This window comes from Propionibacterium acidifaciens (genome assembly GCF_003798325.1).
Classification (GTDB): Bacteria; Actinomycetota; Actinomycetes; order Propionibacteriales; family Propionibacteriaceae; genus Propionibacterium; species Propionibacterium acidifaciens.
Map to the genome: position 1 here is coordinate 2,757,225 of NZ_CP033719.1, position 22,365 is coordinate 2,779,589.

The window sequence follows — 22,365 nt, forward strand, 5'->3', positions numbered from 1 at the left end:
TGGTTCATGCCGGGCCTTTCACTGGCCGCACTGGCGAAGTATGGCGAGGGGTTCGATCCGGTGGTCGTTCGACGTGCTAGGTCCTGGGCGCATGAAAGACAGAACCTCGATGGAGGATGGTCATGGTGCCCCGAAGGGCAGTTCTTGGACACCGCGCTAACCGTAGGCTGCTTGGGTGATCTGGCTGGTCAGCAAGTGCAGACGAGTATCAGCAGGGCCGCGACGTGGATACGCGCACGGCGCTCGCCCGAGCGCGGATGGGGACAACACATCGCGGCTCCTCCGGATGCAGACGACACCGGTGCTGCAGTCCTCGCCTTGGTGGCAGCAGGCAGCGATGGGAACGACACTGACGTGTGTGATGCGTTGGACTTCTTGTGTCGAAGTCAGAACCGCAACGGCTCATGGGGTTATCCGCGTCATGTAGGGGCCAACCTGTCCGAGGACACTGCCGCTGCAACGGCAGCACTGATGATTTCTTCGACACAGCGGCATCGCTCCGCGGCGCAGCGGGGCATCGCTTGGCTGCTCAACCACCAACAACCCGACGGCTCGTGGGCGACCCGGTGGTACGTACAGCCTCAGATTGCTTGCTGGAGGGTGGTGCGGGCATTCCGTGCCGCCGGGATGAACCCCGATGCTGGTCCCTTAGTAGGAGTCCGCATCTTCCAAGCGCAGCTGGCATGATTGCCAGTTGACGTCGTCGATAACCTCTGAGCAGGCCGCATACACGCTGTTGGCGCTCGGGGAACTTGAGACTCCCCGCGCTCGTCCGCTGATCGAGGCGTGCCGGTGGCTGGTCGACAATCAGAAGAAGGATGGAAGCTGGCCGCTTGCCACGACCGGGCTTCATGGGCGACGTGGAGGGAGCGTGGCGAGCTGGATACACCGATCGGATGTGGACCAATGCCCATGCGTTGTAGGCGCTCGTACGTCATCGAAGCCGCTTGGGGTGAGCTGCCGCAGCGCTCTGGAGTGCTTGGTGTTTTTCGGACAGTGGGAAAATGATCGTGTGATAAAGTTATGGCCGTCATGAAACAAGATCGTTTCTGGTTTCGCGGAGTGGGGGTGTTCGGAGTCGTGGTCGACGGTGCGGCCGGTGATGTGTGAGGCGGACGCGCTGAAGGTTTCTTCGGGGGTCTCGTGCTGGATGGTGGCGGTGTTGTTCTTGGCCGTGTTCCGGACGTGCTCGGCCGGGTTGTGGTCGGGCGCGTACGGCGGCGGATGGATCGGTGTGATGCGTTCCAGCAGCCGGCCGGGCTCGTGGAGGGCGGTCAACGCTTTCGCGTGGTGGGATCGGGCGTTGTCCGGGACGACCGCGATCTTGCCGGCCTCGGTTTCTCGTTGGAGCGGGTCCGGTGCGAGGGTCGTCTGCCAGGTGTTCCGGTTCTGCTCGGTCGGGTACGGCGTGACTGTTCTGCTGGTCGGGGGGAGGGCGCCGGAGAAGGACTGGGACGTCCTCTGCCGGTCCACGGACGGCCTGGTGCGCTGTCCTCTTTTGGGGGCTGCATGCGGCGGGTCCAGGCCTCGTGCTCCAAGCGGGCCTCGCCTGCCGTGTAGAGTTCCCGGCCCTGGTCCAACAGGGTTTTGACTTGGGTCGTCACCTCGGCCATCGGGCCAGGACGGCCTTGAGTTCCTGCTTCCGGGCGCGGGCGGGTTCCGCCGCGTTCTGATTCCCCGCATGCCCGGCCGGGACCGAGCACATCCTGGTGTCCCGCCAGTCGGCCAGCCATTCCTGCACCGTCCTCTCGGCCCGTTTGACCATTTCAGCGATGATGCCCACGTCGACGCCACGGGAGGCGTGCAGGATCGCTTCGGCCTTAATCCGCACCAGCACATGATTGTCGGAACGCTTCCTCCACCTGGTCAGGACGGCGGTTTCCTCCGGGGCGACCCCGACCTGCACGCCCCCACCGCATCCGAAACGGCACAGGAAATCCACAAAAAATACGGTTTCATTTCATGCCAGCCATACTACGCCTGACGCGACCGACCCTTGCCGGCAACAGCCCGGAGAAGACAGGACCCCGGCCGCCACCATCGCCCGGTTCTTCGACGAGTCCGAGCAGATTCTGCGGCCACCGGCCGCATCCGGGCCGAACTCGCCCGCCACGGAATCCAAGCCAGCGCGCTAGAGCCTCCGGAAGATCATGGCCGCAAACGGCATGACTCCTTGTCAACCCAGGAAGAAGGCCCGAACCACCATCCAGGCCGCGGACCTCCCGGGCCGGCCGGACAGGCTCCGCAGGAACGTCACCGCCGACGCGCCGGCGGTGACACGGGTCGGTGACACCACCCTGCATCCCGACCTGGCAAGGATTCGTCTACCTGGCCACGGTCACGGGGCTGCATCTGGCAAGAAGATCATCGGCCACGCCATGACCGGCCACATGCGCACCGGGCTGACCGGCGAGGCCCCCACCCGTGGTCACCAGGGTCCGCCCACCGGTCCGGGGCGCCACGGTGTTTCATTCCGATATCAACGGGACCCTGAAGAAAGAACTCGTGAACCGCAAGGTCTACCCGACCAGGATTCACGCGATCCGGGACGTGGCATCCTGGATCGAACTGAGATATGGCTGACATGAAACGAAACCGTATTTTTCGTGGATTTCCTGTGCTGTTTCGGATATGATTGAGGCATGCAGGTTGAGGTCACCCTGGAAGAAACCGCCGTCCTGATCAGATGGAAGAAGCGTTCCGACAATCATGTGCTGGTTCGGATGAAAGCAGAAGCGATTCTGTACGCCTCCCGTGGCGTTGATGTGGGTATCATCGCTGAAATGGTTGAGCGCACGGAGCGGACCGTGCAGGAATGGCTGGCCGAGTGGCGGGCCACCAGGATGTGCTCGGTGCTGACCGGCCATGCCGGGAACCAGAACGCGGCGAAACTCACTCGCACCCAGAAGGAAGAACTCAAGGCCATCTTGGCCCAGCCGCCCTCCCGGTCCGGTGTTCATGCCGAGTTCTGGGATGTCCCGGCGATACGTGAGGTCGTGAAGATCCTGTTCGATGTCGAGTACCAGGCGGATTCTTCGTACCAGCTGCTCCTGCGCCTGTGCGGGCTGAGTTTCAAGCTGCCCGACCCGTTCGACGAGCACCGCAACGAGAAAGCCATCACCCGGCGCATGGCCGAGGTGAAGACCCAAGTCAATGCCCTGTTGGACGCCGGCTGGGAGGTCTACACGGCAGACGAGGTCCGCTTGGAGCACGAGGCCGAGACCCGCCGCATGTGGCTCCCCAGAGGGCAGCGCACCAAGCTGTCCGTGGACCGGCAGAAGACGTCCCAGTCCTTCTTCGGCGCGCTCTCCCTGACCAGCAAAAAAGTCAAACTGTACCCGATCGAGGGCAACCAGAACACCGAGCAGACGATCCTCTCCCTGGACCGGCTCCAACGAGAAACCGAGACAGAGAAGATCGCAGTTGTCCTGGACAACGCCCGCTTCCACCACGCGAAAGCGTTGACCGCCCTCTACGAGCCCGGCCGGCTGCTGGAGCGCATCACCCCTGTTTTCCTGCCGCCGTACGCGCCCGACCACAACCCGGTCGAGCACGTCCGGAACACGGCCAAGAACAACACCGCGAACATCCAGCGCGAAACCCCCGAAGAAACCTTCGGCGCGTTCGCCTCATACATCACCGGCCGCGCCTTCGACTACGACTTCGAACACCTCCCACTCCGCGAAACCAGAAACGATTTTGTTTCATGACAGCCATACAATCACAAACGATCCCCGCTCGGCGATCGACTACCGCACACCCAACGAAGTCGACGCCGAATGGAGACGCCATAATAAGACAGCCTGAACCAGAAGTTCACCACTGTCCGAAAACCCACTTCACTCCAAGATCACGCGGCGCAGCATGGGTGGGAAGGACAGGAACGGCGTGAACCGTTCCCAGGCTCTCTCCCAGGTCGTCACGGTGTCGGGGTACCGGGCTCCCAGCGCAGAGTCGGAGAAGTCCGCCAGGGCCTTGCGGGCGGCGTCCTCGCTCGGGGCGGCGTAGACCGGTTTGAGGGCGGCGGCGACCTTCTTGCGGTCTTGGTAGGCCACGAACCTCATCAAGGAACGGATCAGGTGGACCACGCAGGTCTGGACCACCGAGTCGGGCCACCAGGTGGCCTCGATGGCCTCGGCCAGGCCCGCCAGCCCGTCGCAGCACACGATGAGTACGTCCTTCACGCCCCTGTTGGCGAGCTCGGCGCACACGTGAGCCCAGAAGGGGGCTCCCTCATCGGCTTGGACCCAGATCCCCAGGACGTGCTTGATCCCGTCCATATTGACGCCGACGGCGATGTGAGCAGCCCGATTGGTCACGCGCGAGTTATGGCGGACCTTGACGCGGATCGCGTCGAGGTAAATCACCGGGTAGAAGGCCTCCAGCGGGTGGGCCTGCCAGGCCAGGACGGCGTCGGGCACGGCGTCGGTGATCTTGCTGATCGTGCCGGCGCTCAGTTCCACCCCGAGGGTGGAGTCCAGCCGATGGCGGATCTCGCGGACCTTCAATTCCGCCGGCGTACAGGCTGATGATCATCGCGTCCAACCCGTCCATGCGCCGCTGACCCTTCCTGACCAGGCGGGGCGTGTACGTGCCGGCGCGGTCGCGGGGGACCACGGGTCTCGAACGAGCCGGCCTCGGAGTCGATCGTCTTGGTCGTGGTGCCGTTACGCGCGTTGCCACGGGCCACCGGTGTCGGCCCGCCCTTCTCATAGCCCAAGTGATCGGTCAACTCGGCGGCCAGACCCCGTTCCAGAGCCTCTTTGAGCAGTGCCGGCAGCAGCCCGTCACTGCCCGTCAGCTCCACTTGGCCGGAGTCAATCAGCTCGAACAGCTCGCCCAAGCCACCCGAGGCACGTAGTTTCTCGACCACGCTGCGCCCACCAGCGGGACCAGTCTTCTCATCAGTTCGGGCCGAACGGTCGCCCGCTTCGAGACTGAAAACGAAGCGGCCCCGCCATCGGGCGGGGCCATGTCGAAACCAACGGGGTGGAGCTAAGGGGATTCGAACCCCTGACCTCTTCCATGCCATGGAAGCGCGCTACCAACTGCGCCATAGCCCCGAACGGGTGCCGCGCCGGCCGGTCGGCCGCGGCGGCCTGACATATGGTAACGCACCATCGGCGCGATGCAAAATCAGTGCCCCGGCGCCGACGGGGTCCCGCTCCGGGCCCTGCCGCGGGGACTCAGGCGGGCACGACGAGGGCGGTGATTTGGTGGCCGCTGGCGTCCGCGAGCACGATGGTCGTGTCGTTGCGGTCCTTGCCGAAGCGCACCTCGCCCTGCGTCGTCCGTCCGTCTTCGACCGTGCCGGAGGCCATCTCGCCGGTGCCGTTGGTCTGCCCGGTGCTCGCATTGTCGATCGCGAACGTCGTGAACGCCAGCCGACCCTTCGTGCTCGTGATCGTCATGTCGATCACGAGCCCGTTCGAGTCCCAGCGGGAGCTGCTGATCTGCCAGGTACCGGTGAAGGAGCCCGACTCGACGGGGATCGCGCCGACGACGCTCGTCGACTGGCCGGGGGTGGACGGCGCCGCGCTCGTGGACGGCGCGGCGCCCTGCCCGCCCTGGTCCTGCCGGGGGCTGCGCATCGCCACGGCCATCATCGCCATGAGGATCACGAGGACGAGGGCGGCGACGGCGATGAGGTAGGTGCGGTTGCGGTGCACCGCGTACTGCCCGATCGCGTTGCTCGGCGCCGTCGGTGCGCCCGATGGCGCGCACGGCTCCTGCGGCGGCGGGGCGACCGGAGCGCTCGTCGCCGCGCTGCTGCGGTCGCCGTAGGGATCGATCCGGGGGCCCGGTGCGGCCGGCGGGACCCCCGCAGCGGCCTCGTCGAAACCGGGCAGCTCGGCCCCGGGGTACCAGCCGGCCGGCTGCTGGGCGGGTCCGGGGGCCCGGCCGGCCGGTTTCAGGCGGTCCCACGTCGGAGCCGTGGCCCCGGGCGCGGGGCCCTGGGGCGCCGCCGGGCCGCCGGCGCCGGGCCCGGGTGCGTTCGGGCCCGTGCCGGGGCTGGTGCCGTCGCTGCTCTGCTCGCTCATGATGGTTCTCAGCCTAGGCCAGCCGGGTGACGGCCGGTCGGCGTCCGGGCCGTCGGACCGAACGGCGGGAGTTGTCCACAGCTTCCGCCGGAGGCGAGAAAGCCGGTCCTCGCTGCGCACAGTGAGGGCATGACAGCCACAACCGCCCTCGACCGCTTCACCGTCGGCTCCTGCGAGGACCTGCTCGCGCTCATCCCCTATCTCATCGGCTACGAGCCCGACGAGGCGCTGCTCGTCATGACGCACTGCGACGGCGCCGTCGCGCAGTCCTCGTGCATGAGCAGGGCCCTCGTCGACGAGCCCGACTCCCTGACGCCCATCATCGGGTCCATGCGGGCCGCCACCCCCGGCTCGGAGTTCATCGTCGTCGGCTACGGCCCGCCCGAATGGGCCGACGCCGCCGTTATGACCGTCCGGCAGGAGCTGCGCCCCGGCGAGATGCTCTGCTGCCTCGTGGTCACCGACCGTCTGTTCTGGGACGTCGGCGCGGGCGAGGTCCCAGGCCTGGCCCCCGGCCACGAGTTCGACCCGAGCACCTCCCCGGTCGCCGTCCAGGCGATCGCCTCGGGCATGTCGGCCTACGCCAGCCGCGACGAGCTCGTCGCCGTCGTCGCCGGGCCGGGCGACCCCGGGCCCGACGAGGCCGCGGCGTGGGACGTGGCCTGCGAATGCCTGGGCTGGCCGCCGGGCCGCCAGCGGGCGTTCGTCGACGACTGCCTCGCCGACGCCGTCGAGGCCGGGCGGCGCCTGGACCGCGAGCGGCTGCGTCGGCTGTGCGTGCTCGCGGGCGGGCCCATGCGCCGGCACGTCATGGTCCGGACGGGCCTCGACGAGGACGACCCAGCGGCCTACGAGCAGCTGTGGGCCGACGCCGTGACGATCGCCCCCGCGCGGTGGGCGCCCCCGGTGCTCGGCCTGCTCGGCATCGCGTCCTGGCGGCGCGGCGGGGGAGCGCTGCTCAGCGAGGTGATCGCCCGTCTCGAGGCGCTCGACCCGGCGTCGGGCATGATCCTCGTCCTCACTGATCTGCGCACCCGTCGCCCTCCCCGGGGTCGTCGGCGCCCGCACCGCTGAGGGCCAGCCCGGCGGGACGGGCCGTCGGGCGGCCGGCATCCGGCGGGGCACGGGACGCTCGCGGGCGCGGCGGTATGCTGTGCCGGCACGACCGGCATCCGACAGGGGCACGGGCACGAGTCGCAGGAGGAGCTCGAAGTGAGCCAGGTGGAGACGAGCCAGGGCGCGGGCCAGCCGCGGGCCGAGCGCGGCGGCTACGACGCCGCTGCCGCCGAGGCGAAGTGGCAGAGGTTCTGGGCCGAGGACCGGACGTTCGTGGCCCGCGACGACGACCCCCGCGAACGCCGCTACATGCTCGACATGTTCCCGTACCCCTCCGGCGACCTCCACATGGGGCACGCCGAGGCGTACGCGATGGGCGACGTGCTCGCCCGCATCTGGCGGATGCAGGGCTACAACGTCATGCACCCGATCGGCTGGGACGCCTTCGGCCTGCCGGCCGAGAACGCGGCCATCCGCAACGACGAGCACCCGTCCCGCTGGACCTACGAGAACATCGAGACGCAGAAGAAGTCGTTCAAGCGCTACGGCCTGAGCCTGGACTGGAGCCGCGAGATCCACACCTGCGACGAGGAGTACTACCGCTGGACCCAGTGGCTCTTCCTGCAGTTCTTCCGCAAGGGCCTGGCCTACCGCAAGGACGGCTACGTCAACTGGTGCCCGACCGACCAGACCGTGCTCGCCAACGAGCAGGTCAAGGAGGGTCTGTGCGAGCGCTGCGGCTCGGTCGTGACCAAGCGCGAGCTCACCCAGTGGTACTTCCGCATCACCGACTACGCCCAGGAGCTGCTCGACGACATGGGCCAGCTGGAGGGCACGTGGCCCGACCGGGTGCTCGCGATGCAGCGCAACTGGATCGGCCGTTCCGAGGGCGCCTGGGTGACGTTCGCCGTCGAGGGCCGCGACGAGCCCATCACCGTCTTCACCACGCGCCCCGACACGCTCCACGGCGCCAGCTTCATGGTCGTCGCCCCCGACGCCCCGCTGGCCGAGGAGATCGTCTCGGACGAGTGCCGCCCGGCCTTCGAGGAGTACCTCGAGCGGGTCAAGAGGACCAATGACATCGAGCGCCAGTCCACCGAGCACGTCAAGACCGGCGTGCCGCTGGGCGTCACCGCCGTCAACCCCGTCAACGGCGAATCGATCCCGATCTGGGCCGGCGACTACGTGCTGTCCGAGTACGGCTCCGGCGCCATCATGGCCGTGCCCGCCCACGACCAGCGCGACCTCGACTTCGCCCGCACGTACGGCCTGCCAGTCCGCATGGTCATCGACACCGGCGAGCCCGACCCGGCGGTCTCCGGCATCGCCACCACCGGCGACGGCGCCTACGTGAACTCCGGCTCGCTCGACGGCCTGTCCGACAAGGCCTCCGCCGCGCGCCGCATCATCGCCGAGCTCGAGGCCGCCGGCACCGGCGAGGCCACCGTCACCTACCGGCTGCGCGACTGGCTGCTCAGTCGGCAGCGCTTCTGGGGCTGCCCCATCCCGATCATCCGCTGCCCGGCCTGCGGGGACGTCCCCGTCCCCGAGGACCGGCTGCCGGTCCGGCTGCCCGACCTGCGCGGCGAGGCGCTGGCGCCCCGCGGCGTCTCGCCCCTGGCCGCCGCGACCGAGTGGAAGCAGGTGGCCTGCCCGCGCTGCGGCGCCGACGCGGAGCGCGACACCGACACGATGGACACTTTCGTCGACTCGTCCTGGTACTTCTTCCGTTACTGCTCCCCGCAGGACGACGAGGGCCCCTTCGACCCCGCGCAGGTCCGGCTCTGGTCCCCCGTCGACCAGTACGTCGGCGGCGTCGAGCACGCCACGATGCACCTGCTCTACTCGCGCTTCTTCACCAAGGTGCTGCGCGACCTGGGGCTGGTCGACTTCGATGAGCCCTTCACGCGCCTGCTCAACCAGGGCCAGGTCATCAACGAGGGCAAGGCCATGAGCAAGTCCCTCGGCAACGGCGTCGACCTCGGCGCCCAGCTCGACGCGTACGGCGTCGACGCGGTGCGCCTCACCGTCGTCTTCGCCGGGCCGCCGGCCGACGACATCGACTGGGCCGACGTCTCCCCGGCGAGCTCGCTGCGCTTCCTGCAGCGCGCCCACCGCCTCGCCCAGGACGTGAGGGCCCCCCACGGCGCCGACCCGGCCGCCGGCGACCGGCAGCGGCGCCGGGCCACCCACCGGGCCGTCGCCGAGATCACCGAGCTGGTCGGCTCCGGCCGCTTCAACGTGGCGATCGCCCGCATCATGGAACTCGTCAACACGACCCGCAAGGCCATCGACACCGGTCCCGGCGCCGCCGACCCGGCGGTGCGCGAGGCGGTCGAGTTCATCGCCCAGGCCCTCAGCCTGTTCGCCCCGTACGTCGCCGAGGAGATGTGGGAGCTGCTCGGCGGCGCCCCGTCCATCGCCAACTCCACCTGGCCGACCGCCGATCCCGCCCTGCTCGTCGCCGACGAGGTGACGATGGTCGTCCAAGTGCAGGGCAAGGTGCGCGCCAAGCTGCAGGTCGCCCCCGACATCGCCGAGGACGACGCCGTCGCGCTGGCCCTGGCCGACCCGAAAGTCCGTCGGGCCCTCGACGGCCGCCCGGTCGCGAAGACGATCACCCGGCTGCCGCGCATGGTGAGCATCGTCCCCGGCCGCTGACCGGGGCGCCGCCCCGGCGCGGGAGCCCCCGGGGGCCCGTGGCATGCTGAGGGCGGCACAGCGAGGAGGAGGACCCCGTGCAGTGGCTTCTGCGTGACGTCGACGTCCTCGGGCGGGGGCGCCGCGACATCGCCCTCGACGGCGACGCGATCATCGACCCCGCCCTCGTCGGGCCGGCCGCACGGTCCGTCGGCTGCTCCGGGCTCGTCGCGCTGCCGGCCCTCGTCGACCCGCACACGCACCTGCGCGACCCGGGCGCCGGGGACGCCGAGACGATCGCCACGGGTCTGAGGGCCGCGGCCGCCGGCGGCTACGGGGCGGTCTTCGTCATGGCCAACACCGAGCCGGTCGCCGACACCGCGGCCGTTGTCGAGTACGAGCGCGACACCGCCGAGCGGGCGGGTCTGTGCGATCTTCACCCGATCGGGGCCGTCACGAAGGGCCTCGCCGGGCAGGAACTCGCCGACCTGGAGGCCATGGCCTCCAGCCGCGCCGCCGTGCGCATGTTCAGCGACGACGGCATGTGCGTGGGGCGCTCCGATCTCATGCGCGAGGCCCTCGAGCGCATCAGCGCCCTCGGCGGGGTGCTCGCCCAGCACAGCCAGGACCTGGCTCTCACGGCGGGCGCCCAGCTCGACGAGGGCGAGCTGTCGCGGGCCCTCGGGATGACGGGCTGGCCCGCGATGGCCGAGTCGACGATCATCGCCCGCGACGCGATCATGGCCGGCCACCTGGGCGCCCGCCTGCACGTCTGCCACATCTCCACCGCCACGGGCGTCGAGGTCGTGCGCTGGGCCAAGGCGCAGGGCTTCCAGGTGACCGCCGAGGCGACCCCGCACCACCTGGCGCTCGACTCGGGCGCGACCGCCGCGGGCGACCCCGACTTCAAGGTGAACCCGCCGCTGCGCGGCACCGCGGACGTCGCCGCGGTGCGCGAAGGGCTCCTCGACGGCACCATCGACATGATCGGCACCGACCACGCCCCGCACCCCGACTCGGCCAAGGGCTGCGACTGGAGCCGGGCGGCCAACGGCATGCTCGGTCTCGAGACCGCCCTGGCCGTCGTGGCCGAGCTGTTCGTCCGCACCGGGCGCATGAGCTGGGCGCAGCTGGCCGACCGGATGTCCACCCGGCCCGCCGGCCTCCTCGGCCTCGGGCACCGCTACGGCGGCGACCTGTCCGTCGGCCGGCCCGGGAATCTGTGCCTGATCGACCCGCAGCGGTCCTGGACGGTCGATCCCGCCGGGCTGTCGTCGATCGCCCGCAACACCCCGTACAAGGGGCGCACCTATCACGCCCGGGTCGTGGCCACCGTCCTGCACGGCCGTCCCACCTTCGACCTGGACGGCGTCTTCGCGGCGGGCTGAGCGCGCCCGCCGCACGGAGGAGGATCACGTGAGCAAGAATTTCGAGTACGTCCGCAGCGACGGCCACGACGTCGTGCGCATCGCCGCGCGCGGCCGCGACGTGCTCACCCACCCGATGACGAACTTCGGCACCGCCTTCACGAGGGACCAGCGCGAACGCCTCGGTCTCGTCGGCCTGCTGCCGCCCGGCGTCGTGGACATCAACGGCCAGCTCCGGCGCATCCACGACCAGTACCTCACCGAGCCGACCGACATGGCCCGCTACGTCTTCCTCAACACGCTCAAGGAGCGCAACGAGATCCTGTTCTACCGGCTCGTGTCCGAGCACATCGAGCAGATGCTGCCCATCATCTACACGCCGACCATCGGCCGGGCCATCGAGGAGTACAGCCACTGGTTCCACCGGCCCCGCGGCGTCTTCATCGACATCGACCACCCCGAGGACATGACCGAGGCGCTCCTCGCCTACGGCTACGGCCCCGACGAGGTCGACCTCATCGTCGTCACCGACTCCGAGGGCATCCTCGGCATCGGGGACCAGGGCGTCGGGGGCGTCTCCATCGCGGTCGGCAAGCTCGCCGTGTACACCGCGGCCGCCGGCATCCGCCCCGACCGGGTGCTGCCCGTCGTGCTCGACACCGGCACGAACAACCTCGAGCTGCTCAACGACGACTGCTACCTCGGCGTGCGCCACTCGCGGGTGCGCGGGCGGCGCTACGACGACTTCATCGAGCAGTTCGTGCGGGCGGTCGGTGAGCTCTTCCCGCATGCGATGCTCCACTGGGAGGACTTCGGCGCGTCGAACGCCCACCGCATCCTCAGCCGCTACCGCGCCGAGATGTGCACCTTCAACGACGACATCCAGGGCACGGCGGCCGTCGTGGTCTCCGCGGCGCTGGCCGGCATCAGGCGCTCCGGGGTGCCGATCGAGGAGCAGCGGATCGTCGTCTTCGGCGCGGGCACCGCCGGCATCGGCATCAGCGACCTGCTCGTGCAGGTCATGGTCGAGCAGGGACTCGACGCCGCGGAGGCGCGCCGCCGCTTCTGGGCGATGGGAAGCCGCGGCCTCATCGTCGAGGGCGGTCGGATGCGCGACTTCCAGGAGCCCTACGCGCGCCCCGCCTCGGACGTCGTCGACTGGCCGGACGCCCCGCACGGCCACGGCCTGGACGAGGTCGTCCACCGGGCCCGGCCCACGATGCTCATCGGCTGCTCGGCCCAGTCCGGCGCCTTCACCGAGCGGGTCGTCCGCGAGATGGCCTCCCACCAGGAGCGGCCGATCATCATGCCGCTGTCGAACCCGACCTCGAAGGCCGAGGCCCTTCCGGCCGACCTCCTCGAGTGGACCGACGGCAGGGCCCTCATCGCCACGGGCTCGCCCTTCGAACCGATCGCCGTCGGGGGCACCCGCTACGAGATCGCCCAGGCGAACAACGCGCTCGTGTTCCCCGGCATCGGTCTGGGGACCATCGCCGTCGAGGCCTCGCGCGTCAGCGACGGCATGATCCGCGCCGCGGCGACATGCCTCGCCCGCTCCGGGGCCAGGGACGCCGAGGGCGCCTCCCTCCTGCCCTCCATCCACCGGCTGCGCGTCATCAGCGCGAAGGTCGGGCTGGCCGTGGCGCAGCAGGCCATCGACGAGGGGCTGGCCCGTGTCGTCCCCGACGACACGGTGCAGGCGATCGCCGACCGCATGTGGCGCGCCGAGTACCCCGAGGTCGAGGTCGTCGACCAGCTGTGAGCCGCCCGTCTCACAGGGTGTTGTCCGTCTGATCGACTCGGCGGCCTCCCGCACACACTGCGGGCATGGCACACGGATTCGGGCGCGGCGCGGGCGCCGACGAGGCGGTCTCCCGTCTGCGCGAGGTCATGGCCGGAGCGGGCCCGCTCGTCGGCGGCCCCCGGCGCGCACGGGGTGGACGGTCCGCCGGTCCCGCCTGGTGCGACGACGAGGGCCTCGCCCCGTACGGCGACGTCGACCCCGCCGGGTACGACGGCGTCGAGGACTGGGACGGGCCCGAGGAGCCGGGCGCGGACGAGGCCCCCGACGGCGACGAGAGCGACGAGCCGTTCGTCGGCGCCCCACCGGGCCGCGTCGACGGCGCGGAGCCGGCCCCGCGGCGGGGCCCCGGCCGCGGGCCCGGCCCCGTCGCGGGGCCCGGGGAGCGGCTGCGCGAGTTCGGCCGCGCGCACTTCGCGGTCATCGTGGTCGTCTGCGTCGTCGTCCTCGTGTTCAGCGTCATCCAGGTGCTGCGCGCCCGGGCCACGACGGTCGACGCGCCGAGCCCGAGCGTTCAGGACTCCGGTGGCGTGCAGGGCCCGGGGCCCGAGGCGTCGGCGCAGCCGACCCCGCCCGCCGGGCAGACGCCCCAGGGGGCCCAGTCGCCCGCAGCCATCCGCGTGCACGTCATCGGCGCGGTCGCGGCCCCGGGCGTCGTGGAGCTGCCCGAGGGATCCCGAGTCTCGGACGCCCTCGACGCCGCCGGGGGCCTCGGGGCCGACGCCGACCCGGGTGAGCTCAACCTCGCCCAGACCGTCTGCGACGGCTGCCAGGTCGTCATCGGCACGACCGGCGCCCCGCGGGGCGAGCTGAACGGGCCGGGCGGGGCGGGGGCCTCCGACCGGGGGTCCGCAGGGGGCGCCCCCGCCGCGCCGGCCCCGTCGTCGGGCTCCGGGCAGGGCGACGCGCTCGACCTCAACTCGGCCACCGCCTCCCAGCTCGAGGAACTGCCCGGCATCGGCCCGGTGCTCGCCGAGCGCATCGTCGAGTGGCGCACTCAGCACGGCCGCTTCAGTCGGGTCGAGGAGCTCCAGGAGGTCGACGGCATCGGCGAGAAGCTCTACTCGCGGGTCAAGGACCATGTCAGGGTCTGAGCGCGGACGCGTCCGCCCCGGCGGGCGAGACGCCGCGGATCCGCCGCAGGGCCGGGGCGGCCCGGCCCGCGACCTGCGGCTCGTCGCCCCGGCGCTGTGCGCATGGGCCGGGGCCCTCATGACGCTCGGCGCCCCGCCCCGGGTGAGCTGGCCTGTGCTGGGGCTCTGCCTGGCCCTGACGGTCCACGCGGCCCGCCGCCGCCGGTGGGCGCTCGCCGGTGCGGCGCTCGTGACCGCGAGCGCCATCGGCTGCTGCCTCGGCCAGCTCCACTGGTGCGAGCACGGTCCGCTGGCCGGGGCCGCCGCCGACGAGGCGGTCGTCGAGGTCACCGCCCGGGTGGCGGCCGACCCGGTGGCCCTCGAGCAGCGGGGCTCCTTCCCGGCCGCCACCCGCGTGACGGTCGTCGTCGAGACCGTGCGGGTCAGGGGCGGGTCCTGGCACGTCCGGAGCAGGGCCGAGCTCACCGCCTCCGGCGAGCGGGGCGAGCGGATCGCCAGCCTGAGGGTGGGGGAACGGGTCCGGCTGCTCGCCCTGGCCTCGTCCCCCGACGACCACGACGACGGCCTCGTCGCCGTGCTGCGCCCCCGGGGCCCCGTCGAGCGGCTCGCGGGCCCCGGCCCGGTCGACCGGGCGGTCAACGCGGTGCGATCGCGTCTGCGCGAGTCGATGCGGTGGAGCCCCCACGACCAGGCGGGGCTCGTGCCCTCCCTCGTCGAGGGGGACACGAGCGGCCTCGACGGGACGCTCGAGGAGGACTTCAGGGCGTCCAGCCTCACCCATCTCACGGCGGTCTCCGGCACGAACCTCACCCTCATGCTCGCCTTCTTCCTCGCGGTCGCCAGGGCGGCGGGCGTCCGCGGCTGGTCGCTGAGGTCGCTCGCCGTGCTCGTCGTGGCGGCCTTCGTCGTCCTGTGCCGGGCCGAGCCCAGCGTCGTGCGGGCCGCCGCCATGGGTCTCGTGGCGCTGGCGGCCACGGGGCGCAGGGGCCTGGGCCCGTCGGGCCTGCGCCAGCTGGCCTGCGCCGTGTGGCTGCTCCTCCTCGTCGACCCGTGGCTGGCCCGCAGCTGGGGCTTCGCGCTGTCCGTCGCCGCCACCGGCGGCATCCTGCTCTGGGCCGGCCCCTGGCAGCGCGCGATGAGCGGCTGGGCGCCCGGCTGGCTCGCCGAGTCGGTCTGCGTCCCGGCGGCCGCGCAGCTCGCGACGCAGCCGCTCATCACCGCCCTGTCGGGCACCGTCTCCATGACGGGGCTCGTCGCCAACATGGCCGCGGGGCCGTTCGTCGCGCCGGTCACCGTGCTGGGGCTGCTGGCCGCCCTGTGCGGGGTGGCGTGCCCGCCCGCCGGAGCGGTCCTCGGCTGGTGCGCCGGCTGGTGCGCCGAGCCGATCATCCTCGTCGCCCGCCTGTGCGCCGGCCTGCCCGCAGCGACGCTCGCCTGGCCCGTCTCCGGCTGGTCGCTGGCCGTGCTGGGCTGCGTGTGCCTGGCCCTGGTCCGACTCATCGGCCGGGCGGCCGCCCGGCCGGGGGCCTGCGCCGCCCTGGCGGGCGTCCTCCTCGTCGGCTGCCTGTGGCGTCCCGCCGCGCCGGGCTGGCCGTCCGGCTGGGCGATCGTCAGCTGCGACGTCGGCCAGGGCGACGCCACCCTCGTGCGCACCGGCGCCCGCTCCGCCGTCCTCGTCGACGCCGGCCCGCCCGGGGACGCGGCGGCGCGCTGCCTGCGCGAGCAGCACGTCGACCACCTGAGCATGCTCGTCCTGAGTCACTTCCACGACGACCACGTCGGCGGCCTCCCCCAGATCGTCGGGCACATGGGCATCGACCTGGCCCTCCTCGACCCGCTGGAGTCCCCGGCCGGCAACGCCCGCCGGGTGCACGAGCTGCTCGACGCCGCCGGGGTGCCGACCCGCACCGCGAGGGCCGGCGAGCGCATCGACGTCGGCCCGGTCCGCTGGCTGACCCTGCAGGCCGGCGCGGACGCGGGCCCCGACCAGGCCCGGGCCGCCGCCGGCGACGCCGGCGGGCAGCGGGCGGCCTCGGAGAGCTCGGCCGAGAACGACTCGAGCATCCTGGGCCGGATCACGGTGCAGGGGATCGGCCTCGTCGTCACGGGCGATCTCGAGACGGACGGCCAGGACAGGGCCGTCACGGCCGGTCTCGACCTGCGCGCCGACGTCCTCAAGGTCGCCCACCACGGCTCAGCGCGGCAGAGCCCCGACTTCCTCGCCGCCACCGGCGCGCGACTGGCCCTCGTGAGCGTCGGGGCCGGGAACTCCTACGGCCACCCCGCCGCGAGGACGGTGGACGCGCTGGGCCTGCTCGGCATGCGGGTCATGCGCACGGACCGCAACGGGGCCGTCGCCGTGGTGGTTCTCGGCGACGGCGCGCTGAGGGCGGTGAGCAGGCGATGAGACGCGCTGCGACGACCCGTCGTCGACGCGCCCGGGGCGCCGCCGCCGGTGCCGGGTGGCACGATGGCAGGGTGAGTTCAGATTCCGTCTTCGGTACGACGACACTCGTCCACGGCTCCGAGTCGCTGCTGGCCGAGCGCGCCACGGCCGCGATCCTCGCGCGGGCCCGCGCCGAGCGGCCGGACGTCCAGGTCAACGAGCTCGACGCCTCCTCGGCGAGCCCGGCCGACTTCCTCGAGGCCACCGGCGGCTCCCTGTTCGCCAGCCACAGCGTCGTCGTCATCCACGACCTGGGCAGCGCCGACGACGGACTGGGGGCCAGGCTCGTCGAGTTCGCCGCCACCCCGAGCGAGACGGTCTGCGTCGTCGCCGAGCACACCGGCGGCACGAAGGGCCGCGGGCTGCTCACCAGGCTCCGCAAGGCCGGGGTCGCCCGGATCGCCGCCGAGCCCCTCAAGGCCTGGGAGCTCACCGACTTCGTTGCCGGGGAGGCCCGCGAGCAGGGCATGAGCATCGACGGCCGGGCCGCCCAGGGGCTCGTCGAGGCCGTCGGCAAGGACCTTCGCGCCCTGGCGGGCGCCGTCGGGCAGCTCGCGTCCGACTGGCGGGGCGAGCGGCTCACCGTCGATGTCGTCAACCGCTACTTCGCGGGCCGCGTCGACGTCACCGGCTACGCGGTGAGCGCCGATGCGCTCGCCGGACGCCCCGGCCAGGCCCTCGAGAAACTGCGCTGGGCCCTGTCGTGCGGCGTCCACCCGGCGGCCGTCACCGCCGCCTTCGCCGCCGATCTGCGCGCCCTCGGCCTTTACCTCGGCGCCCAGGGCGAGCGCTTGCGCGACAACCAGATGGCCGAGATCTGCGGCGTCGGCCCGTGGAAGGTCAAGACGCTGCGCGCCCAGGCGCGGGGCTGGCAGCCCGGCGGTGTCGCCCGGGCGCTCGTCGCCGTCGCCGCCGCGGACGCCGCCGTCAAGGGGGCCGCCACCGATCCGCACTTCGCCCTGGAGCAGCTGCTCCTGGCCGTCGACCGTGCCCGCTCGGCCGGCCGGTCCAGGGCGCGCGCAAGCGCCCCGACCACCCAGTGAGGATCGGGGCGCTTGCTGCGGGGAGTCAGTCCCCGGCCCGGTGCGGGCGCGGCGGACTCGGATGAGGATCAGAGGGAGTCGGCCCTCAGGGAGATGGCCGATTTGCGGTTGGCCGCCTGGTTGGCGTGGATGACGCCGGCGGACGCCGCCTTGTCGAGGGCGCGGTTGGCGACCTTCGCCAGCTCGAGTGCCTTCTCCCTGTCGCCTGCGGCTGCGGCCTCGCGGAAGTGACGCACGTGCGTGCGCAGGGCGGACTTCACCGCCCTGTTGCGCCGACGGGCCTTCTCATTGGTCTTGATGCGCTTCTTCTGCGACTTGATGTTTGCCACGTGTCCTCAACCTCTGGTGCCGGTACTGGGTGATTCGTGTCGCGTGAGCACGATCCGGCGTTGTCGCGCGGACGGCGCACAGACACAGCGAGAAATTCTATCACCCGAACGCATGCCGCCTCAAACCACGCGCGGGCGCCCGGGCCCGGGCGAGCCGGCGCACCCGCCCGGCCCCGTACGGACCGGACGCGCCGGCGGGGCGGCGATGGCCCCGTGGATCGCCCCGAGGTCCCGCGCGGGCCGGACGCGTTGTCGACCCGTGCGTCGATCCTCCGCGCGATCGCACGGCCCAGCGCGGGCCGGACCGATGCGCATCCGCAGGGCAGGATCGGCATGGCCGATCACACGGCCCCGCGCGGGCCGGGCGCGTTTCGCGGCCGTGCGACAATGGGTTCGCCCGCGGCCCGGCCGCCGGCCAGAACGCGTCGTCCACGGCGGCCCCACGGGCGGCGCACGATCGATCGAGGAGTCGACGAGATTTGACCGTCCAGCCCGGAGCCACCGATCCGGCCATCATCCGCAATTTCAGCATCATCGCGCACATCGACCACGGCAAGTCGACGCTGGCCGACCGCATGCTCCAGCTGACCGGCATCGTCGACGAGCGCGAGATGCGCGCCCAGTACCTCGACAGGATGGACATCGAGCGCGAGCGCGGCATCACCATCAAGTCGCAGGCGGTGCGCATGCCCTGGATCGTCGGGGGCCGGGAGCACGTCCTCAACATGATCGACACCCCCGGCCACGTCGACTTCACCTACGAGGTGAGCCGCTCGCTCGAGGCCTGCGAGGGCGCCGTGCTGCTCGTCGACGCGGCCCAGGGCATCGAGGCCCAGACCCTCGCGAACCTCTACCTGGCGCTCGAGGCCGATCTGACGATCATCCCGGTGCTCAACAAGATCGACCTCCCCGGCGCCCAGCCCGACAAGTTCGCCGCGGAGCTCGCCGGCATCATCGGCTGCGAGCCCTCCGACGTCCTGCGCGTCTCGGCCAAGACCGGCGAGGGCGTCCCCGAGCTGCTCGACGCAATCGTCGAACAGGTCCCCGCGCCGGTCGGCGACGCCGACGGACGGGCCAGGGCACTCATCTTCGACTCCGTCTACGACGTCTACCGCGGCGTCGTCACCTACGTGCGCGTCGTCGACGGCCGCCTGAGCCATCGCGACCGCATCCGCATGATGTCGACCGGCGCCACCCACGAGGTGCTCGAGATCGGCGTCCACGCGCCCGAGCCGGCCCCCTCCGAGGGGCTGTCGGTCGGCGAGGTCGGCTATCTCATCACCGGGGTGAAGGACGTGCGCCAGTCGCGCGTCGGCGACACCATCACCCTGGCCCCGCGGCCCGCCGCGGAGCCGCTGGCCGGGTACAAGGACCCGAAGCCGATGGTCTTCGCGGGCCTCTACCCGATCGACGCGAGCGACTTCCCCGAGCTGCGCGAGGCCCTCGAGAAGCTCCAGCTCAACGACGCCTCCCTGACCTTCGAGCCCGAGACCTCCAGCGCCCTGGGCTTCGGCTTCCGCGCAGGCTTCCTCGGGCTGCTCCACATGGAGATCATCCAGGAGCGCCTCGAACGCGAGTTCGGCCTCGACCTCATCAGCACGGCCCCGAGCGTCGACTACCGCGTCGTCATGGAGGACGGCACGGAGCACCGGGTGCAGAACCCCTCCGAGTTCCCCGACGGGAGGGTCGAATCCGTCCATGAGCCGGTCGTGCGCGCCACGATCCTGTGCCCGGCCGAGTTCATCGGCCCCGTCATGGAGCTGTGCCAGAGCCGCCGCGGCACCCAGGACGGCGTCGACTACCTGTCCGAGGACCGCGTCGAGATGCGCTACACGCTGCCGCTCGGCGAGATCGTCTTCGACTTCTTCGACGCCCTCAAGTCCCGGACGAAGGGCTACGCCAGCCTCGACTGCGAGGAGGCCGGCGAGCAGAGCGCCGACATGGTCAAGGTCGACATCCTGCTCAACGGCGAACCGGTCGACGCCTTCAGCGCGATCGTCCACCGCGACAAGGCCTTCGACTACGGGGTCGAGATGACGGGCAGGCTGCGCAGACTCATCCCCCGTCAGCAGTTCGAGGTGCCCGTCCAGGCAGCCGTCGGCACCCGCGTCATCGCCCGCGAGACCATCCGCGCGGTCCGGAAGGACGTCCTGGCGAAGTGCTACGGCGGCGACATCACCCGCAAGCGCAAGCTGCTCGAGAAGCAGAAGCAGGGCAAGAAGCGCATGAAGATGGTCGGTCGCGTCGAGGTGCCGCAGGAGGCCTTCGTCGCCGCCCTCACCGCCGTCGACGCCGCCGGGAAGAGGGCGTAGTGCCGCCGGCCGGCCCCGCCGCGGCCGCCGAACCGGGCGCCCTCGTCACGACGCCCGGGCGGACGCTGTCGTGCTACGTCCACGTGCCCTTCTGCGCGGCGCGCTGCGGCTACTGCGACTTCAACACCTACACGCCCGCCCAGCTGCCCGGCATGTCGACGGGTGACTACGCGCGGGCCGCCCGCCGCGAGATCGACCTGGCCGCACGGGCGCTGGCCGGCGACGGCCGGGCCCTCACGAGCGTCTTCCTCGGCGGCGGCACCCCGACGATGGCCACCGATGACGAGCTCGCCGGCTTGCTGGAGCACCTGCACCGCTCCTTCGCCCTCGTCCCGGGCGCCGAGATCACCATCGAGGCCAACCCCGAGACCCTCGACGAGCGTCGCCTGGCGAACCTGCGGGCGGCGGGCTTCAACCGGCTCAGCCTGGGCATGCAGTCCGGCGACGAGCGGGTGCTCGCCACCCTCGAACGGCGCCACCGCCCGGGCCGCGCGGTGCAGGCGGCGCGCTGGGCCCACCGGGCGGGCTTCGACAACGTCTCGCTCGACCTCATCTACGGCGCGCCGGGCGAGACGCTGGACCAGTGGCGGGTCTCGCTCGAGACCGCCCTGGGCGCCGAGCCCGAGCACGTCAGCGCCTACGGCCTCATCGTCGAGCCCGGAACCGCCATGGCCCGGCGCATCGCCCGCAGCGAGCTGCCCGAGCCCGACGAGGACCTCGAGGCCGACGAGTACCTGCTCGCCGAGGAACTGCTGGGGAGCGCCGGGCTGTCCAACTACGAGATCAGCAACTGGGCCCGTCCGGGGCGCGAGGCCGTCCACAACCTCGCCTACTGGCGCGGCGGTGACTGGTGGGGGATCGGCCCCGGCGCGCACAGCCACCTCGGATCGGCGCGCTGGTGGAACGTGAAGCACCCGCGCCGTTATGCGACGATGCTCGCCGCCGGGGCCAGCCCGCGGGCCGGCCACGAGATCCTCGACGCGCGGACCCGCCACGAGGAGACGGTCATGCTGCGGCTGCGCCTGCGCGAGGGCCTCGACGTGGCCGAGCTGAGCGGCCCCGAGCGCTCCCCGCTGCCCGGCCTGGTCGAGCGCGGGCTCGTCACCACGGCCGGCGGGGAGGTGCGCCTCACCCCGGCGGGGCGGCTGCTCGGCGACGCCGTGACGCTGGAGATCCTCGGCTGAGCGTCCGGCCGGCCGCCGGGGCCTCCGGTTGGCAGATCTCGACTGCGATCCCGCGGTCCAGCGGTCGGCTGAGCGCCCGACCGGTCGCGGGGCGCCCGCCGGACGAGAGCGACGACCGCGACCATTAGGCTGGGGACCATGGCTGGTCAGGATCGCTACGGCGCCGACGTGCTCTCGGGGGACTGGAGGCGCGGCAACAGGCCGAGGACGGTCGACCTGCCCCTGGAGCTCGGGCTCATCATCGAGGTCGGCCCCGACGGCTACTGCGGCGAGGTCGTGGGCTGGGAGAACGGACTGGTCGTCCTCGAGGACCGGGCCGGACGGCGCCGCACCTTCCCCGTCGGCGAGTACGGCTACCTCGTCGAGGGCCGCCCCGTCGCGCTGCGCATTCCCCCGCGCCGCGGCTCCACCCGCCGCCGCACCGCCTCCGGCTCGCTCGCCGGCCCGCGCGAGGACGCCCGGACGGCGCTCGGCAGTCGCATCTACGTCGAGGGCCGCCACGACGCCGAGCTCGTCGAGAAGATCTGGGGCGCCGACCTGCGTCACGTCGGCGTCGTCGTCGAGTACATGGGCGGCATGGACGACCTGCTCGGCATCGTCGCCGAGTTCCGTCCCGGCCCGGGCCGTCGCCTCGGCGTGCTCATCGACCACCTGGTCGCCGACACCAAGGAGTCGCGCATCGCCGCGCAGGTGCGTCGCGCGGGCCGCGGCGACCACGTCATGATCACCGGGCACCGGTTCATCGACATCTGGCAGACCATCGACCCGCACCTGCTCGGCTTCTCCGCCTGGCCGCAGGTGCCGCTCGACCAGGACTGGAAGCGGGGCACGCTGGCGCGCCTGGGCATCCCCCGCGGCAAGCGCTACGAGCAGATCGACCAGGCCGACGTCGGCCGGGCCTGGCGGGCGATGCTCGCACGCGTGCGCACCTACAAGGACCTCGACATCGACTTCGTCCGCGAGGTCGAGAGACTCATCGACTTCGTCACCCAGGACCACCTGGACGAGCTGGGCTGATGCCGGCCGCGGGACCGGTGGGGACCGGACAGGAG

Annotated in this window: 16 protein-coding genes, 1 tRNA gene and 1 pseudogene; 12 read left to right on the forward strand and 6 right to left on the reverse strand. The window is 71.7% G+C overall.

Annotation, left to right across the window (positions count from 1 at the left end; genetic code table 11):
* Window positions 1-6 precede the first annotated feature (6 nt).
* Window positions 7-687, forward strand: a complete 681-nt coding sequence (locus EGX94_RS14455) for a prenyltransferase/squalene oxidase repeat-containing protein (RefSeq protein ID WP_226906104.1) — start codon at window positions 7-9, stop codon at window positions 685-687.
* Window positions 688-849: 162 nt separating this feature from the next.
* On the opposite strand, the gene EGX94_RS11805 is transcribed toward EGX94_RS14455, so the two are convergent.
* Together EGX94_RS11805 and EGX94_RS13515 are read right to left on the reverse strand one after the other, a co-directional pair.
* Entirely contained in the window at window positions 850-1,473 is a 624-nt protein-coding gene (locus EGX94_RS11805) for a transposase (RefSeq protein ID WP_021797338.1), read from the reverse strand.
* A 127-nt stretch (window positions 1,474-1,600) separates the two neighbouring features.
* A complete protein-coding gene (locus tag EGX94_RS13515) occupies window positions 1,601-1,906 on the reverse strand; it encodes a helix-turn-helix domain-containing protein (protein ID WP_192962662.1) in 306 nt (101 codons plus the stop codon).
* Between the two features lie 736 nt (window positions 1,907-2,642).
* Between EGX94_RS13515 and EGX94_RS11810 the strand changes: the two genes are divergently transcribed.
* Entirely contained in the window at window positions 2,643-3,710 is a 1,068-nt protein-coding gene (locus EGX94_RS11810) for an IS630 family transposase (protein ID WP_021797348.1), read from the forward strand.
* Window positions 3,711-3,848: 138 nt separating this feature from the next.
* Here EGX94_RS11810 and EGX94_RS11815 read toward each other — a convergent pair.
* The 3 genes and pseudogenes from EGX94_RS11815 to EGX94_RS11825 form a co-directional block, all read right to left on the reverse strand.
* Window positions 3,849-4,873, reverse strand: a pseudogene (locus EGX94_RS11815) (IS256 family transposase); the annotation flags it as partial.
* A 117-nt stretch (window positions 4,874-4,990) separates the two neighbouring features.
* Window positions 4,991-5,063 (reverse strand) — tRNA-Ala (locus EGX94_RS11820).
* Window positions 5,064-5,186: 123 nt separating this feature from the next.
* Entirely contained in the window at window positions 5,187-6,041 is an 855-nt protein-coding gene (locus tag EGX94_RS11825; RefSeq protein ID WP_028707273.1) for a hypothetical protein, read from the reverse strand.
* A 129-nt stretch (window positions 6,042-6,170) separates the two neighbouring features.
* On the opposite strand from EGX94_RS11825, the gene EGX94_RS11830 reads away from it, so the two are divergent.
* The 7 genes from EGX94_RS11830 to holA all read left to right on the forward strand — a co-directional run bounded on the left by EGX94_RS11830 (window position 6,171) and on the right by holA (window position 17,488).
* Window positions 6,171-7,115, forward strand: a complete 945-nt coding sequence (locus tag EGX94_RS11830; RefSeq protein WP_021797956.1) for a DUF4192 domain-containing protein — start codon at window positions 6,171-6,173, stop codon at window positions 7,113-7,115.
* Between the two features lie 147 nt (window positions 7,116-7,262).
* A complete protein-coding gene (gene leuS / locus EGX94_RS11835) occupies window positions 7,263-9,758 on the forward strand; it encodes a leucine--tRNA ligase (protein WP_051383819.1) in 2,496 nt (831 codons plus the stop codon).
* A 77-nt stretch (window positions 9,759-9,835) separates the two neighbouring features.
* The gene (locus EGX94_RS11840; protein WP_021797957.1) at window positions 9,836-11,125 is read left to right on the forward strand and encodes a dihydroorotase; all 1,290 of its coding nucleotides are present in this window, start codon (window positions 9,836-9,838) and stop codon (window positions 11,123-11,125) included.
* Between the two features lie 28 nt (window positions 11,126-11,153).
* Window positions 11,154-12,866 (forward strand): NAD-dependent malic enzyme, encoded by a 1,713-nt coding sequence (locus EGX94_RS11845; RefSeq protein ID WP_021797958.1) that lies wholly within the window; start codon window positions 11,154-11,156, stop codon window positions 12,864-12,866.
* A gap of 65 nt (window positions 12,867-12,931) precedes the next feature.
* Complete coding sequence (locus EGX94_RS11850) at window positions 12,932-13,999, forward strand: ComEA family DNA-binding protein (protein ID WP_123826365.1); 1,068 nt, start codon at window positions 12,932-12,934, stop codon at window positions 13,997-13,999.
* Window positions 13,986-16,406, forward strand: a complete 2,421-nt coding sequence (locus EGX94_RS11855; RefSeq protein ID WP_051245823.1) for a ComEC/Rec2 family competence protein — start codon at window positions 13,986-13,988, stop codon at window positions 16,404-16,406. The genes EGX94_RS11850 and EGX94_RS11855 overlap by 14 nt, the downstream gene beginning before the upstream one ends.
* A 71-nt stretch (window positions 16,407-16,477) precedes the next feature.
* Entirely contained in the window at window positions 16,478-17,488 is a 1,011-nt protein-coding gene (gene holA, locus EGX94_RS11860; protein WP_021798123.1) for a DNA polymerase III subunit delta, read from the forward strand.
* Between the two features lie 68 nt (window positions 17,489-17,556).
* On the opposite strand, the gene rpsT is transcribed toward holA, so the two are convergent.
* Entirely contained in the window at window positions 17,557-17,817 is a 261-nt protein-coding gene (rpsT, locus tag EGX94_RS11865; RefSeq protein WP_021798133.1) for a 30S ribosomal protein S20, read from the reverse strand.
* A gap of 479 nt (window positions 17,818-18,296) precedes the next feature.
* Here rpsT and lepA point away from each other — a divergent pair, with 479 nt between their 5' ends.
* The 3 genes from lepA (at window position 18,297) to EGX94_RS11880 (ending at window position 22,330) form a co-directional block, all read left to right on the forward strand.
* Window positions 18,297-20,129: a translation elongation factor 4 gene (gene lepA / locus EGX94_RS11870; RefSeq protein WP_021798130.1), complete on the forward strand. Its 1,833-nt coding sequence runs from the start codon at window positions 18,297-18,299 to the stop codon at window positions 20,127-20,129.
* 65 nt (window positions 20,130-20,194) lie between these two features.
* Window positions 20,195-21,313: a radical SAM family heme chaperone HemW gene (gene hemW / locus EGX94_RS11875; protein ID WP_043122381.1), complete on the forward strand. Its 1,119-nt coding sequence runs from the start codon at window positions 20,195-20,197 to the stop codon at window positions 21,311-21,313.
* Window positions 21,314-21,451: 138 nt separating this feature from the next.
* A complete protein-coding gene (locus tag EGX94_RS11880; protein WP_021798114.1) occupies window positions 21,452-22,330 on the forward strand; it encodes a DUF3097 domain-containing protein in 879 nt (292 codons plus the stop codon).
* Window positions 22,331-22,365: the final 35 nt, after the last annotated feature.